This is a genomic window from Prevotella nigrescens, assembly GCF_031191185.1.
Lineage (GTDB): Bacteria > Bacteroidota > Bacteroidia > Bacteroidales > Bacteroidaceae > Prevotella > Prevotella nigrescens.
The window spans coordinates 1,138,181-1,153,953 of sequence record NZ_CP133465.1 but is presented as its reverse complement, the minus strand read 5'-3'; the positions used below and the strand labels follow the sequence as shown (position 1 = coordinate 1,153,953).

The 15,773-nt window shown below is 41.7% G+C and carries 9 protein-coding genes, 1 other RNA gene and 4 pseudogenes; 9 read left to right on the top strand and 5 right to left on the bottom strand.

Features of this window, described 5'->3' with window-relative positions:
- Positions 1 to 122: 122 nt before the first annotated feature.
- The 4 genes and pseudogenes from rpsO (at position 123) to mfd (ending at position 5,542) form a co-directional block, all read left to right on the top strand.
- Positions 123 to 398: a 30S ribosomal protein S15 gene (gene rpsO, locus RDV52_RS07095; protein ID WP_004365222.1), complete on the top strand. Its 276-nt coding sequence runs from the start codon at positions 123 to 125 to the stop codon at positions 396 to 398.
- 287 nt (positions 399 to 685) lie between these two features.
- Positions 686 to 1,195: a Dps family protein gene (locus tag RDV52_RS07090; RefSeq protein WP_004365223.1), complete on the top strand. Its 510-nt coding sequence runs from the start codon at positions 686 to 688 to the stop codon at positions 1,193 to 1,195.
- Positions 1,196 to 1,332: 137 nt separating this feature from the next.
- Positions 1,333 to 1,855, top strand: a pseudogene (locus RDV52_RS11265) (transposase); the annotation flags it as partial.
- A 213-nt stretch (positions 1,856 to 2,068) separates the two neighbouring features.
- The gene (gene mfd, locus RDV52_RS07080) at positions 2,069 to 5,542 is read left to right on the top strand and encodes a transcription-repair coupling factor (protein ID WP_172606449.1); all 3,474 of its coding nucleotides are present in this window, start codon (positions 2,069 to 2,071) and stop codon (positions 5,540 to 5,542) included.
- Positions 5,543 to 5,635: 93 nt separating this feature from the next.
- Here the strand turns inward: mfd and RDV52_RS07075 are convergent, their stop codons facing one another.
- Positions 5,636 to 6,244 (bottom strand): hypothetical protein, encoded by a 609-nt coding sequence (locus tag RDV52_RS07075; RefSeq protein WP_004366329.1) that lies wholly within the window; start codon positions 6,242 to 6,244, stop codon positions 5,636 to 5,638.
- A gap of 603 nt (positions 6,245 to 6,847) precedes the next feature.
- Between RDV52_RS07075 and RDV52_RS07070 the strand changes: the two genes are divergently transcribed.
- The 4 genes and pseudogenes from RDV52_RS07070 to RDV52_RS07055 all read left to right on the top strand — a co-directional run.
- Positions 6,848 to 7,930, top strand: coding sequence for a leucine-rich repeat domain-containing protein (locus tag RDV52_RS07070; protein ID WP_004366330.1), 1,083 nt, complete (start codon positions 6,848 to 6,850; stop codon positions 7,928 to 7,930).
- Positions 7,931 to 8,053: 123 nt separating this feature from the next.
- Positions 8,054 to 9,415: a dipeptidase gene (locus RDV52_RS07065; protein ID WP_040557028.1), complete on the top strand. Its 1,362-nt coding sequence runs from the start codon at positions 8,054 to 8,056 to the stop codon at positions 9,413 to 9,415.
- A gap of 176 nt (positions 9,416 to 9,591) precedes the next feature.
- Positions 9,592 to 9,991: a transfer-messenger RNA gene (gene ssrA, locus RDV52_RS07060) on the top strand.
- Between the two features lie 212 nt (positions 9,992 to 10,203).
- A pseudogene (locus RDV52_RS07055) lies at positions 10,204 to 10,926 on the top strand (IS5 family transposase); the annotation flags it as partial.
- A 167-nt stretch (positions 10,927 to 11,093) separates the two neighbouring features.
- Here the strand turns inward: RDV52_RS07055 and RDV52_RS07050 are convergent.
- Positions 11,094 to 12,395 (bottom strand): IS1380 family transposase, encoded by a 1,302-nt coding sequence (locus RDV52_RS07050; protein ID WP_115098567.1) that lies wholly within the window; start codon positions 12,393 to 12,395, stop codon positions 11,094 to 11,096.
- Between the two features lie 130 nt (positions 12,396 to 12,525).
- Here RDV52_RS07050 and RDV52_RS07045 point away from each other — a divergent pair.
- Positions 12,526 to 13,020: pseudogene (locus RDV52_RS07045) on the top strand (transposase); the annotation flags it as partial.
- Positions 13,021 to 13,102: 82 nt separating this feature from the next.
- Here the strand turns inward: RDV52_RS07045 and RDV52_RS07040 are convergent.
- From RDV52_RS07040 to RDV52_RS07035, 3 genes and pseudogenes are all read right to left on the bottom strand, one after another.
- A complete protein-coding gene (locus RDV52_RS07040; RefSeq protein WP_223381154.1) occupies positions 13,103 to 14,071 on the bottom strand; it encodes an IS256 family transposase, variant Zn-binding type in 969 nt (322 codons plus the stop codon).
- A gap of 6 nt (positions 14,072 to 14,077) precedes the next feature.
- Positions 14,078 to 14,125 (bottom strand): annotated as a pseudogene (locus RDV52_RS11260) (hypothetical protein); the annotation flags it as partial.
- Positions 14,126 to 14,411: 286 nt separating this feature from the next.
- A complete protein-coding gene (locus RDV52_RS07035; protein ID WP_223381155.1) occupies positions 14,412 to 15,737 on the bottom strand; it encodes a tetratricopeptide repeat protein in 1,326 nt (441 codons plus the stop codon).
- Positions 15,738 to 15,773: the final 36 nt, after the last annotated feature.

Sequence of the window (15,773 nt, the reverse complement as noted above, 5' to 3'; positions counted from 1 at the left end):
GTTGTAACTTTGCAGCGCACTTTCGGAAATACCGATGCATTTGACATTGTGAGCCGTTACGATTAAGGCGGCTTTTACAATGGAAAGATGTAATTGCAAACAACATTAATCAACAAAGTAAAATGTATTTAAGCAAAGAAAAGAAAGAAGAAATCTTCGGCCAGTACGGCAAAGCACAGAAGGTAGAGGACACAGGTTCAGCAGAAAGCCAAATCGCATTGTTCACCTATCGCATCAAGCACTTGACAGAACATGTAAAGAAGAATCACAAGGACTTCGTTACAACCCGTTCACTTACACGTCTTGTAGGTAAGCGTCGTGCGCTTCTCGACTATCTGTACAAGCGCGACATCGAACGTTACCGTGCAATCATCAAGAAGCTCGGCCTTCGTAGATAAGGTTTCAGAAAGCATACAAATCCCCACAAACAATCGCTGTTTGTGGGGATTTTTAATACCATTTCTGATCAGATATATCTGTAGTTCAAATGGTATTTCTCATCTAAAAACACTATCTAAATCTTTTTCTATATCGTTATAAAACACTTATTATCCGATTCTTACAAGTTAATATAGATTAATTCTATAGGCATATAGATAAAAACATTTGGTAGTTAGGTGAACCTTACCTATCTTTGCAATACAATTAAACAGATAACTAATAATTAAATTAGAAAGGAAAAAGTATGAATAACTTAGAAATTTTAGGATTGGAAGAGAATAAGGTTAACGCAGTTAGAAAAGGACTTGCACAGTTATTGGCAGATTTCCAGATTTATTATACAAATCTTCGCAACCTCCACTGGAACGTAAAAGGACATGGCTTCTTTGTTTTGCACGCTAAGTATGAAGAACTATACAACGATGCTGCAGAGAAAGTAGATGAGATTGCAGAACGTCTTCTCCAGCTTGGTAGCATACCGGAAAGTAAGTTCAGCGAGTATTTAAAAATTGCAACAATCAAAGAACTTAAGGAAGTTGAGTGTGGTCAAGAAGGTATGAAAGACGTATTAGGCTACTTCAAGAATCTCATTGCACAAGAACGTAAACTCATCGACTTGGCTAATGATGCTCACGATGACGTTACGGCAGACCTTATGACGGGCTATATCAAAGGACAGGAGAAGACTGTTTGGATGCTCCTCGCCTTTGTTCAGCACCACGGCAAGAACGGTAGTTGCTGCGAAAACAAATAAGTAACAGAATAAATACGGTATTTTAAGAGAATGTATCCTATCGTGGATACATTCTCTTCTTCATTGTGGTAGTGTCTTAAAAAGTGTGTAAGACCATATTTTTCTTATCTTTGCATAAAGCAAAAAATAACAGAAAAATGGAACTTACACAAGCACAAATTTCAGAAATTATTTCCAACTACACAAGCAGTAGCAAGGGTTTTATTACTCTTCAGTCTTTAATCATGAATTCTCTGATGGGGCATGAACGTGATTTATTTGTCAAAGCGAATGAGCACAAGCAATGTAATGGCCTTCGTTCCCGTCGTTGGTATAGTCATGCCTTTGAGTTTTCTCTTCGTATTCCACGCAGTCGCAGTGGTAATTTCTATCTGGTTTTTTCATGCTTGATCCGTAGTGAAAGCAAAGAACATGCAAGGTTTCCAACCTATTTTACACCAAAGGTCTTACTCAGGGCAGATAGACGGAAACTCTGAAGCTATTTATGGACACATCTATAGTAAACAGCAGGTATCTTACTTGAGCAATAGCTACCGTGAAGATGTTGAGTAATGACTCAATCGCTTTCTCCCCTCCCATTATTTGGCAGTTTATATCGATGCCACTTTCATTGCCAATCTCAGGGGCAAGCAGATCTCTAAAGAGGTTTATTATAACATAAGTTCGACGAATGGTAATTACCAAGACTTGGAATGCAACAATATATAGAGGGCAAACTATTCAGCCATAGGAATGGTATAACAAGAATATATATGAGCATAGAAGCCACTGAAACCCCATAAATATTTAGAACTTATCGGGATATAAGGTAAAAGTTGTACCTTTGTACTTCAAAAAAGAAATCCGACGGTTTGTCGGAACGCAATGATTGCGATGAATATACAAGACATACAGAAACTATATGGAGTGTTGCCACAGGGCGATGCTTTGATGAAAACAATGGAAGAAAAGTCGGTTCGCACGGTTTTTCTTCAAGGATTATTGGCTTCTGCCACACCAATGTTCTTTGCTTCGATAGTGAAACGATGGCAAAAAACAATGCTTTTCGTACTGAACGATAACGACGAAGCGGGCTATTTCTACAACGATTTGAAAACAATTGCCATGCCCGAAAATGGGCAGGGGCAGGCTGCTGAGGTGTTGTTTTTCCCCTCTTCGTATCGCAGGGCGGTGAAATATGGTCAGCGCGATGCAGGAAACGAGATACTGCGTACGGAGGTTCTGTCGCATTTGTCGGTCATCAACGAGGCAAAAGCTACCGCTTCGTTGCCTCTTTGCATCGTTACCGAGCCTTCGGCGTTGGCAGAATTGGTGGTTGCCAAGCACAAGTTGGACGAGCATACCTTGTCTGTGAGTGTCGGACAGACGATGGATTTAACTGAAACAGAGAAGACTTTGCGCTTGTATGGCTTCCAACAAGTAGACTATGTGTACGAGCCAGGGCAGTTTGCCGTACGTGGCAGCATTCTCGATGTCTATTCCTTTTCGAGCGAACTGCCTTATCGTATCGACTTTTTCGGCAACGATGTAGACACGATTCGTACTTTTGAGGTGGAAACGCAGTTATCGAAAGACAAGAAAGAAAAGGTGGAGATTGTGCCGGAATTGGCTACATTGAGCGAAGAGAAAATACCTTTCTTGCAGTTTCTGCCGAAAGATTCTGTCCTCGTAATGAAGGATTTGCTGTATATTCACGATACTATCGAACGCATTTATAACGATGGTTTCACTGCACAAGCACTGACCGAGCAGCTCGAAGGTAAAACGGAAACAGAGCAAAACGAGTTGAGAAAGCAGTTGCAGGCTAATCTTCAACTCATAACGGCGCAACAGTTTACCGACGATGCCTTGAACTTCAAGCGCATAGAGTTTGGTGCGAACCGTGCAAAGAACGAGGAAAGCAAGGCGATTATACGTTTTAATATCTCGCCGCAACCGCTCTTTCACAAGAACTTTGAGTTGCTTACGCAGTCATTGAAAGACTATCTGCTGCAAGGATACAAACTCTATATTCTTGCCGACAGCGAAAAACAAACAATGCGTTTGCGCGATATATTCGACAGTAAGGGGGCTGACAGCAAAGCCGAGACGACCTCTGTGGCAGACAATATCCCCTTTATGCCCGTGAACAGAACCATTCACGAGGGCTTCATCGACAACGATTTGAAAGTTTGTTTCTTCACCGACCACCAGATTTTCGACCGCTTCCACAAGTACAGCCTAAAGTCCGACAAGGCTCGACAGGGCAAGATGGCACTTACAATGAAAGAGTTGCAAGAGATGGAACCAGGCGATTTCCTTGTTCACGTAGACTTTGGCATTGGTAAGTTTGCAGGTTTGGTGCGTGTTCCGGCAGGCGAATCCTATCAGGAAATGATACGCTTGGTGTATCAGCACAACGATATTGTGGACGTTTCTATACATTCGCTCTACAAAATAAGCAAGTATCGCCGTGCCGATAGTGGCGATGCTGCCCCACGTCTTTCGGTTCTTGGCTCGGGAGCGTGGGACAGACTCAAGGAAAAGGCGAAGAAACGCATCAAGGATATTGCTCGTGACTTGATAAAGCTCTATGCCAAACGACGCCACGAAAAGGGCTTTTCCTTCTCGCCTGACTCGTTTATGCAGCACGAATTGGAGGCTTCGTTCCTCTACGAAGATACGCCCGACCAGCTGAAAGCGACGCAAGACCTGAAACACGATATGGAAAGTAGCCGCCCAATGGACAGATTGGTGTGCGGCGACGTTGGCTTTGGCAAGACCGAAGTAGCGGTGCGGGCAGCTTTCAAGGCAGCTACCGACGGAAAACAGGTGGCTGTGCTCGTGCCAACTACGGTGCTTGCATTCCAGCATTACCAAACTTTCAGTAAGCGACTGAAGGATATGCCCGTTACGGTAGACTATCTTTCGCGAGCAAGAACAGCCAAACAAACCAAGCAAGTATTGGCAGACTTGGCCGAAGGAAAGATTGATATTCTCGTGGGAACGCATAAACTGATAGGCAAGAGCGTAAAATGGAAGGATATTGGCTTGCTGATTATCGACGAAGAACAGAAGTTCGGCGTATCGACAAAGGAGAAACTGCGCCAACTGAAGAACAATATCGACACGCTAACGATGTCGGCAACGCCCATTCCCCGCACTTTGCAGTTCTCGTTGATGGGCGCAAGGGATATGAGCATTATGCGAACGCCACCGCCCAACCGCTATCCAATTCAGACGGAAATAGCTTCTTTCTCGTCAGAAGTAATCGCCGACGCGATAAACTTTGAGATGAGCCGAAACGGACAAGTATTTTTCGTGAACGACCGTATAGCAAACTTACCCGAATTGGCAAGTCTTATCAAGAAATACGTACCCGATTGCCGTGTAGCGATTGGGCACGGACAAATGAAACCCGAAGAGTTGGAAGAAACCATCATTGGTTTTATGAACCACGACTACGATGTGCTGCTTTCAACAACCATCGTTGAAAACGGTATCGACATTTCCAACGCCAACACCATTATAATAAACGATGCGCATAAGTTCGGACTTTCCGACCTTCACCAAATGCGTGGGCGTGTGGGACGTTCCAACAAGAAAGCTTTCTGCTACTTGCTTGCACCGCCATTGGCAGCCCTGAATCCCGATGCACGCCGTCGTTTGGAGGCTTTGGAAACATTCTCCGACCTTGGCAGTGGCTTCAGTTTGGCGATGCAAGACCTCGATATTCGTGGTGCAGGCAATCTTCTTGGGGCTGAACAAAGTGGCTTTATGGAAGATTTAGGCTACGAAACCTATCAGAAGATATTGAACCAAGCAGTTACCGAACTCAAGAACGACGAGTTCCAAGACCTTTATACGGAGGAAATGGCAGAGGGAAAAGAACTTACGGGCGATGACTTCATTGACGATTGTGCGGTGGAAAGCGACCTCGAAATGTATTTCCCCGACACGTATGTGCCTGGAAGTTCGGAGCGAATGTTGCTCTATCGCGAACTCGACAACATTGAAAACGATACTGACCTCGATGCTTACCGCAAGCGATTGGAAGACCGTTTCGGTCCTGTACCACGTCAGGGAATCGAGCTGATGCAGGTAGTTGCACTCCGCCGAGTGGGCAAACGTCTTGGCTGCGAAAAGCTGATACTGAAGCAAAGCACCCTCCAGATGCAGTTCATATCAAATCCCGACAGTGCCTATTATAAGAGTCGGGCGTTCGGAAAGTGCATCGACTACATCGGAAACAATCCCCGCCGTTGCAACATCAAGGAGAGAAACGGCAAACGTTCAATGGTAGTTACAGGCGTAAAGTCGGTTGGCGACGCCGTTTTCGTGCTGCGTGAGATAGACAAAGGACTATAAAATCCGATTTGTCTGTATAGTAAAGAGCAATTATAATCGTTTCATCAGCGATTATAATTGCTCTTTTTTGTTCAGTAGATTATTCGTTTTTACTTATTCTTCTATTTCTCCCAGCTCTTCAAAAGCTTCTTGAATAAGTTCGAATTCTGTTTCGGAAAAAGATACAAGTATAGTATTTATGTCTTTATCAAAAAGATAAAAACCTGTTCTTAAGAACGTATTTCCTTCGTTATTATCAGCACGATAATGATGCATAGTTTTGTATCCAATAAACTCACGTTTAGCATTTACAAGTTCTTTTATTTTTTTGCCCGAACGCTTTAAACGTCTTTCTATTTCGTTCTTTTTATTTGTTGCTTCCTTATATTCAGCTTTATGTTCATTATACTTGTTCTTTACATAGGGAGAACCTAAGTTATCTTCATATAGAGTCATCATAGATTTTGCATCTTTGATGTTCTCTTCATATCTTTTAAATTCTATAAATAATTGCACACATTTTAATATGTTTTCCATACACTCTGGTGTTTCATACGGTGCAAATGCACTGTCTAACTTCGTTTCAATAGGTTCATAAGTATCAGGTTTCACTAATACTTTTTGAATATCTTCCTTAATAAGAAGGTTAGCCTTCTCTTCTTGTGTTCTACTGCAGGCACCTAATGCCATTAGACAGAAAATAAAGCCAATTACTTTTTTCATATGAGATTGTTTCTAGTTAGTTTTTTGATATTATTAATACTCATTTGCAAAGTTAAACAAAAACCATTTAAATACCAAATGAATGGAAGAAAAACAGAAAAGAAGCTTAATTGCAAATATAAGTATGGTCGGAAGCGGCTTCTTTGTATTCTTTAATACTATGAAAGTGAAGCTTCAGTGAATTAGAAAAATTGGTATGTTTCTTTACAAACCGAACATTGACGATTTCTTTACGTGTAGAAAAATATTTATTTACACGTAAGTAATAATTTCCATACACGTAAAGAAATATTTATTTACGTGTAAATAATTTCTGCGACAAGCGTTGAAATGGGACAGAGCTGGCAAAACAGCAGGCTGAAGAAAAGCACTGGCTACTTGGAAAAGTGTCAGATAAATTTGGAAATATGAATTTTAATGTCTATATTTGCGAAAGACGCATAAATCTGTAATTACCAATTGATTTCCAAAATGTGGCGGTATTCGGTTATTGCAAATGAGTTTGCTGAACTTCTCGATGCCGTTTGCAGTATTTATCAATGTTTGTATCAAAATCTATTGAAATATTAACCAACGTACAGATGTACGATAAACTATTTAATTATGAAAAAGAAATTCTTATTAGCACTTGCTTGTTTGTTATTGGCAAGCGTACAAATGAATGTGAAAGCACAAGTTAAACCGTATGACTTTACCGATGGAAAGCTTTTCTACAAAATAACCAGTAAGGAAGGCAAGGAGGTTTATGTGGCATCGGAAAAGCCGAGAGGAGTCTATACTGTAAAACTAAAAGGCGCACTTACGATACCCGAATCAGCCACTCACGAGGGAACTGCGTATGCCGTTACAGGAATTGGGAAACAGGCTTTTTATATGTGCGAGGGGCTGACAGCCGTAACTTTGCCAAATACACTGAAAGCTATTAGCGACAAATCCTTTTTAGGTTGCCATGGTTTGACGTCTATTAAAATCCCCAGTCTTGTTGAGAAAATTGGGAAATGGGCTTTTATGTCTTGTGCCCAGTTGGAACGAATAGACGTGGAAGAGAGCAATAAGAAGTATTGTAGCAAGGACGGTGTGTTGTTTAACAAAGATGTGTCGATAGTGATACAATGTCCCAGTGGGAAGAAGGGCGATTGCAATATCCCCGAAAGCGTAACGAAAATATCAGCACAAGCCTTTTATGGGTGCGTCGGATTGACAGCAATGAGAATACCGCACAATGTTGTATACATTGGAAACGATGCTTTTTACGGCTGTGTGAAGTTGAGAACTATCAAATGCGAACTGAAGGAACCTTTAACAGGGATAGCAATGGGAACAGAAGTTTTCGAGCAAGTCAGCACGGGCGACATCGGCGGTTCTTGCAAGTTGTATGTTCCTGTTGGCAGCAAAAAAGCGTATGAAGAAGCTGACCAATGGAAGAAATTCGTTCCCAACATCGTGGAAGACGAAACGTTAGGAATCGGTGTCGTTTCAAATTCGGACATCTCTGTCAGAAGCGAAAGCGGTAAAATACTCATAGCAACAAAAGGCAATGCTGCCAACATACATATATATAATGTGGCAGGAACGCTCGTTTACAGTTGCATTGTACCAACTGCAACCAATGTTTCGCTGCCTGTGCAGAGTGGCGTATATGTAGTTAAAGCAGGCAATAAACAAGTAAAAGTAAGCGTGAAATAAGAACTTGTCTTAAAGATATTCTCTTTTTCCACTTGCATTAGGAAAAAAAGTAGTATATTTGCGGTGCATTCGCTTTCGTAGCGTTGCAACTATGGAAAAAGAAATCTCAAAACATCAATGACTATGATAAAGAAATATGTAGAAGAAAACGAGGCGAGAATGCTCGAAGAGCTTTTCAGCCTGATACGCATTCCAAGCGTAAGTGCACAACCAGACCATAAGGAAGATATGGTGCGCTGTGCCGAAAGATGGAAGGAACTGCTTTTAGAAGCTGGTGTAGACAAAGCAGAAGTGATGCCTTCAAATGGCAATCCTATGGTTTATGCAGAAAGAATAGTAGACCCAAATGCCAAGACGGTTTTGGTTTACGGCCACTACGACGTGATGCCAGCTGAACCATTCGAGCTTTGGAAGACCGAGCCATTCGAGCCAGTTGTAAAAGACGGACACATCTGGGCGCGTGGTGCTGACGACGATAAAGGGCAGTCGTTCATTCAGGCTAAGGCATTTGAATACATCAACAAGCACGACTTGTTGAAGCACAATATGAAGTTCATCTTTGAAGGCGAAGAGGAAATCGGTTCAAGCAGCCTCGGTCCGTTCATCGAAGAGCACAAAGAGCTGTTGAAGTGCGACGTTATTCTCGTATCAGATACATCGCTTATCGGTGCTGACGTGCCTTCTATTACAACAGGATTGCGCGGTTTGGCTTATTGGCAGATTGAAGTTACCGGTCCAAATCGCGACCTTCACTCTGGTACATTCGGCGGTGCAGTGGCTAACCCTGCGAACGTTCTGTGCAAGTTGATAGGCGATGTAACGGGTCCTGACGGCAAAATACGCTTCCCAGGATTCTACGACGATGTTGAAGAGGCATCAAAAGAAGAACGCGAACTTGTTGCTTCTATACCTTTCGATGAAGATGAATACAAGAAGTCGCTCGGCATAAAGAATATATTTGGCGAAGAAGGTTACAGCACAATCGAGCGTACAGGCTACCGTCCATCGTTCGACGTATGCGGACTTTGGAGTGGTTATCAGGGCGAGGGTGCAAAAACCGTAATTCCTTCAAAGGCGTACGCAAAGATTTCTTCACGTCTTGTGCCACATCAGGACTACAAGAAGATTGGTCAGCTCGTTGTAGACTATTTCAATAAGGTAGCTCCCGATACCGTTAGCGTGAAGATAGAAATGCTTCACGGTGGTTATGGCTACGTTTGTCCTATCGACTTCCCTGCTTATAAAGCTGCTGAACGTGGTTTCGAAGCTGTCTTTGGCAAGCGTCCATTGCCAGTTCGCATAGGTGGTAGTATTCCTATCATCTCTACATTCGAGAAATTGCTCGGCACAAAGAGTGTGCTCATGGGCTTCGGTTTGGAGTCAAACGCAATCCACTCTCCAAACGAAAATATGCCAGTAGACCTTTGGAAGAAAGGCATAGAAGCTGTTGTCAATTTCCATTTGGAATACGATAAGGAAGCGTAAGCATACCAACATATAAAATCCCTGTCTCATTTGACTGTTTGAGACAGGGATTTGTTTTATATTCTGTAAAACAATTACACTTTATAGCCTTGTAACCTTCTTAAAAAGATAGCCGAAAGTTTTGTTATATCAGAAACTTACAATACCTTTGCACTCGCATATCGCAATATTTATTCGGGCTTGTATGGATTTGACGGCAAGACGAAATGGTATGTAAGCATGCGGAGCATTGGTAGCTGGCTCCTAAATATCGGTTATCAAACAGTTAATTGGCGAAAACAATTACGCTCTCGCTGCCTAATCGAAGTACAGTAGATTACTGGCTTTATTCGACTATTAGATAGTTGAACGAGACACTGCTCCAAAGATGTTGTTCCGAATCGGAGGGTAAAGCGGTGCAGGTTAAATCGGAAATAGTTTGGGTATGCCTCGCTGCCCAAATGAAATTTAGAGGATAAGGCATTGGTTGGTGGTTCAGGTCTTGCCAATGCTCGAAAACAAAAGGCTGAAATAAGCATGTAGAAAGCGTATGGTTTCCTTGTGCGGACCGGAGTTCGACTCTCCGCAGGTCCACTTATAACGAACAAATGATTAATTTCTCATTAATCATTTGTTCGTTTTTCTATTCAACAATAGTCCGTTAAATATTATGCTGCTTCAGCAGCGAAACTAAATAGTTCTCCCTTAAAAACCTAATATTCTCCTGATTCATAGTATATTATCCTGTAAATTATTTGCTCATATCTGCAAGTTTTTGTACCTTTACATTATAAATCTTGCAGATATTTATGCTTAAACGTACATCCAAACAGCTTTCTATGTTCTCTTCTTTAGAGGACATGCTTAGCCATGAACATCCCCTTTTCCAACTTAGTAATAAGATTAATTGGGAATGTTTTGAAAATGCTTTTTCTCCTTTGTATTGCAGCACTAATGGTCGCCCTGCCCATGCTATTCGCTTGATGTGTGGTCTTTTAATTTTAAAACATTTGCGTAATGTGTCAGATGAAATGGTGGTTTCTCAATGGAGCGAGAATGCTTACTACCAATATTTCTGTGGTGGACTTGAATTTATGCCAAAAGAACCCTGTGACGCTTCTGAGTTAGTTCATTTCAGAAATCGTATAGGTGAGAAAGGTATGGAGTTAATATTAGCCGAGAGCATCCGCGTTAATACTGACCATGATAACGAAGACCATTTTGATACGGCTTTCATTGATTCTACCGTGCAGGAGAAGAATATAACCTATCCTACAGATGCGAAGTTGCATAAAAAGATAATCAAAAACGTTCTGAAGATAGTTCATGACAATTGTCTCCCTCTACGACAGAGTTATACGCGTACCTTGAAAGGAATTTACCGTTCCCAACGTTTTCGTAATCATCCCAAGAATCGTAAGAAAGCTCTTAAGGCAGATAGGCAACTGAAGACCATAGCAGGTAGATTAGTAAGAGAGCTAGAGCGTAATCTTGTGGGAAGGAAAGGATATGAGAAGATGTTTGAGCTATACCTTAATTCCGCAGCATTATTCCTTGTGAGGTACTTTTATATATTGAAGTGACATTTTTGGGCTCTATCCATTGATATGGGGATTTTCTGGGATTTTTGGTTCTTGCATAGACATGAAATCCCCCACCCAAACCAATGGGGAATGTGAGAACCACAAAGACATGCTGTTTATTCAAGGAATACCTCAGAGTAGTATGCTTTATTTGTATATAGGTTCAGAACGTTCCGCCTTCCTGTTCGTACCCATTTTGCTGGTACACTGACAAAATGCAGGATAAAGGCTTTCAGCCTGCTTGTCTTTTTCAATGGCTTGACCTTCTCGCTGATATGACGGACGAGATAGAGATAGAAGTTTTTCAGCATGGCGGTAACCATCATGAAAACCATGTTCTCAGCCATAAAGGAAAATGGCAGATGTGCCCAGCCGAAGTCATTGTTCTGTATGTCGAAGTTCTTTTCGCTCGCTCCACGTTCATTGTAGAATGTAATGATGTCCTTCTCGGTAGATGTCCGGTTGTTGGTAAGGATACAGCGGTATGTGTATATCACTCCGAACATATCCGTCTGTTCCCTGCCGTGCTTGTCTTTCAAGGGAGTACGCTGTACGACAAGCCTGTATGACTTTCCTTCGATGAGGTCGTCCATGCTGACGGAGGTGACATCGCACCTCTCATAACCAACCTCAACGCTCTTCCATTCTTCCAGCTGGCGGAAGTCCTCACACCGGCTGCCGCAGTTGGCAGCACGTATATAGAACGTGTTGCAGCGCGGCTCTACGGTCTGGATGATTTCCTTCGAGAACGACCCGCAGTCGGCACGGAAATGCTCTATCACAACACCAAGTTCGGAGGTCACACGGTCCATAATGCGACGGAGCGTGTCCTCCTGATGGAATTTCACATTGGTGTTCCCGTCACGGTTCTCACCTCCGACTATGATGCCCCCGATGGAAGCCCAGCCTGGGAAATAACCATGATCCTGCTTGTAGGAATACTTTGCATCGAACTTGCGGGATGGAATAAACTGGTGGTCAAAGTCCAAGTCAACATGACTGCCCGCCTTTATAAGCCCCATTCTACGTATCATCCGTAAAAGTAAGGTGTTCAGCTTCTCTGCAGTATTGAAACTATAAGACTTGCCTGATGTCTCGCTCTTGTAGATAATGTTCTCTTCGGCAAGCTCCTTCAGTCCACGTCCCACGGTGTCGGCACCGGGTAATAGCGTGTCAGGCCTCTGCTTGAACTGCCCTATAAGCGCATTGATGTCCTCAAGGCATTCTCCACCACAAAGGTAACTGAAGAAGAGAGAGCCGAAAATGCTTCCATGGCTGAATGCCTTGCCACTGCTTCCGCGTCTGCCCAACACGGATTCGGTAAGTTTTTCAAAGCCCAACTTTGAAAAAACATCCATAATGTGATAAATTCCTCCGAAAGAAGTGATATTCTCGTTTTTAATTGCTACCTTTGTCATGTCAGATTTTTGCTTACTTGTTATGTTTGTTGCACTAAGATTAGGTGAAAATTCTGACATATCCAAGTGTTTTGAGGACTTTGTTTCTCAGGCACTTGGATTTCTTAAAAGATTTTATGCTGCGGAATTGAGGCTATATTACAGAGTTCTTTCTCAGAATAGGAAGTCAAAGAACAAAGTATATTCTCTGCACGAACCAGATGTAGTTTGCGTCAGCAAGGGTAAGGACCATAAGCAATATGAGTTTGGCAATAAAGTATCTATTCTTCGCTCATGGTCAGGACTTATTCTTGGTGCATGTTCTTTTAGGAATGAATATGATGGGCATACTATCGAAAAGACGCTAGAACAAACCCAAAGGATGACAGGAAGGCAGGTTGATAAGTTAGCAGGAGATAGAGGGTATAGAGGTATAAGGCAGATGGGGCAGACAAAGATACTCATCCCAGACACTCCTAAAGCTAAAGACAGCTACTACCAAAAGAGAAAGAAACACAAACTATTTTGTAAACGAGCTGGTATAGAGCCAACGATGGGACATCTTAAAGAAGACCACCGATTATCTCGCAACTTTTATAAAGGTGTCAAAGGAGATGCTATCAATGTATTATTAGCTGCCGCAGCATAACTTGGCGTAATGGACATTTGGTAGGCTGAAAACCTCTCGTATTTTAGTAATGGACATTTGGTAGGCTGGTAATTCCAGCCTACTTTTTTATATTCAGGAACCCATCTATGAACTTCTTTTTATTAACCTCCTTCATTCCATTATGATTACGCAGTGCCTTTTTAAGTTGTGAGTTGAATCCTTCCAATAGATTTGTTGTATTGGGTATCTCTAATTCAGGATATTCTTCATACGTATAGAGCCATTTAAGGTGTGTCTTTACCGAACGCCTTGCACTTCTCAGCCTTCTATGTGTATAGGTTGTCTTGCCTGAGATTAGTAGAGTTCGTTCATCAAGGAACTCTTTCCATTCGTCACACCATTTATCAAAGCCTGATGTGAATTCTTCTTTCCCAATAGAGAACATGCTTCTCATTAATGCCAGCAGCTCGATGCCTGCTGGCAAATGCGGATTGTTGGTAAGAAGCCTTCTGACTATCTGCAACTGGTGGAATTGACACATCTGCACAGGGCAGGATGTTACAGCTTGTAAAAGCCCGACATGTCCATCACACACCACTGCCTTTATCCGAGTTCCACCTGAGTTTAAAAAGACAAATTTAAAATACAGGTGGAATTGACACATCTGCACAGGGCAGGATGTTACAGCTTGTAAAAGCCCGACATGTCCATCACACACCACTGCCTTTATCCGAGTTCCACCCTCCTTAATGCATCTGAGTCCCTCAAGGTATTCCTTGTTGGTCTCGTTCCTGACAAACCTACGATGAAGTATCCTGCCTGATGCGGCATCTTGAAAGAGCATCACACCAAAGGTCTTGGGGAAGTAGGTCGTGTCCAGTATTATTGTTGCAGATTCAGGATAGATGGGAGTGAAGCTGTCTGCCACTGAACTTAGCCTACGGCGTATGGTTCTTTCTGAGCATTTGTGAAGAGTGGAAAGCTCAGAAATAGTTCGCTTCTCGGTCAGATAGTCACTCCATAAACACACATTGTCTATACGCTGACCACTTTGAAATTGCCTGCCACAATCCCTGCAAAAGTACATTTGGACATTACGCCGATGACCATTCTTTTTAACATTTGAACTGTTACAGAATATACAGTTTTTTATTCATAAGCTTTCAAATGCTGCAAAGGTAATAAATAAAGGACATTTGAGAGGTTTCAGCCTACCAAATGTCCATTACGCCTATAACTTCAAAAGAGCTATGAGAGTTCTTTTGTACCTTATAAAAAGAATCAGCATAGAGCTTGTCAGTACAAACTTTATGCTGAAATATAGTTTTTAAGGGACGACTAAATACGATTTTAATATTTTTCTCTTATTTGCGTTCCACCGTTTCGTCTTAAAATATATTGGGTATTAATTATGATTACCTGCTTACTTAATAAACAATTCGGCGTTTATTAATCCTGGAGCGAATAGATCGAATAGACCCATCAGCAAGTCCCATAATACGCATTATCTCCTTATCGCTTTTACCTATGTGTTCCATTATAAGGAAGAACTGATTTTTCGGGGATAGCGAATCGTACTCAACCTCTAATGCATCAACATAACTCATATTTATCAGCCGATAGTATTCTATAAAGTTTTCGAATTCCTTCTTCCTCCAAAGGGCAATGGTTTTCCCTTCCATAACATCAATATAAAGCTTGTGTCCCTCGCTTAGATTTTCTCTATGCTTCTCGAGAAAATTCTTGCGCTTTCTGTACAATTCTTCTATCTCCTTTTCTTTTGCCTGTCCTTGTTTTTCAAAATCTGCAATCTGACATTCAAAATCTTTAATTCGCAGTTGGTCCAGGGCAAGTGCATTCCTTGCTTTATAAGTTCTGTAGCGCAAGAATAGAAAGATGGCAACGAGCGAGAGCGACAATAGCACAATAGTAAAGATTCCCATTTCAGTCTTGTGTTCGTATTCTTGTTCGGCTTTTATATTGTCGAATGCCATCTGATTGTTTCGTATGTCGTTCTCTTTCCAACTCTTATACAAGCTGTCTTTTGCACTAATAAGTTGCTGTGCGGTTTCTGCAGCTCCTTTATAGTCTGCCGTAGCACATTGATGTCTGAACCTTGAAGTCATAACATCGGTCCTTACCTGCATGCTATTCGTTTTAAGTGCCTTGTCCCACAACTCGTTTGCTCTATGCATATTGCCCTCACGCATATAAATAGTAGCAAGATTATCGAATGCAGCTCCCATTGGTGCTATGCTTATTGCTTTCAATAATACTACTTTTGCCCTCTGTGGGTCGGTCCCAATAAGTTGTGCCCCGATATTGTTAAGTATATATATTTGTTCGTTACGAGGTATATAGTGCAACATCTTCATGCTTTTTGTTATATAAACATTCGCACTATCGGTTTGGTGCAGCTTGTTATACGCCACCGCTATATTGTTGTAGGCTCGTGCCAATTGCACCTTATCTTTTAGTGTATTGGCTATGTCGAGCACTTTCTTCGCATACTTTAAAGCAAGTTGTCGTTCGCCTGATTCTTCGTTTATCACAAAAAGATTTTCGTATATCTGTAGTTTTATAGGGTGTGTTGAAAGCTTTCGTGCTACATATTCTGCCTTTTTAATATAGACAATGGCATCTTTTATTTGTTTGTGTTCGTACAGAACTACTCCCTTATAGAAATATGCTTCGGTTAATTTCTCTATATTGTCGTTCTGATTTTCATAATAACGTATGCTGTAGTCTATCATTTCGGTAGACTTTATTGGCTTATAGAGTTTATAAAG